Below are 627 nucleotides of genomic sequence, written 5' to 3' on the forward strand. Positions count from 1 at the left end.
GCCGAGTGCCGCCGCCTTCTGCGCCGACATCACCAGCACCGCCGCCGCGCCGTCGTTCAGCCCCGACGCGTTCGCCGCCGTCACCGAGCCGTCCTTCGAGAACGCCGGCTTCAGCCCGGACAGCGATTCCGCCGTCACGCCGTGACGCACGAATTCATCGGTGGCGAACTGCAGCGGCTCGCCCTTGCGTTGCGGAATCGCCACCGGCACGATTTCATCGTCGAAGCGACCGGCCTTCTGCGCGGCTTCCGCCTTGTTCTGCGACAGCGCCGCGAAAGCGTCCTGCTCTTCGCGCGTGATCCCGTATTCCTTCGCGACGTTCTCCGCCGTGATGCCCATGTGGTACTGGTTGTACACGTCCCACAGGCCGTCGACGATCATCGTGTCGACCAGCTTCGCGTCGCCCATCCGGAACCCGTCGCGCGAACCCGGCAGCACGTGCGGCGACGCGCTCATGTTCTCCTGGCCGCCCGCGATCACGATCTCGGCATCGCCCGCGACGATCGCGTTCGCCGCCAGCATCACGGCCTTCAGGCCCGAGCCGCACACCTTGTTGATCGTCATCCCCGGCACTGCCGTCGGCAGCCCGGCCTTGATCAGCGACTGGCGCGCCGGGTTCTGCCCGGA

General features: G+C 68.3%; 1 protein-coding gene. It reads right to left on the minus strand.

All coding sequences use genetic code 11. From position 1 onward, the window contains the following. The coding region (locus G3N93_RS41275) for an acetyl-CoA C-acyltransferase (RefSeq protein ID WP_206135670.1) at nt 1-627 on the minus strand (627 nt) is incomplete at both ends.

Origin of the sequence: Burkholderia sp. Se-20378 (genome assembly GCF_017104665.1) — a bacterium.
Classification (GTDB): domain Bacteria; phylum Pseudomonadota; class Gammaproteobacteria; order Burkholderiales; family Burkholderiaceae; genus Burkholderia; species Burkholderia lata.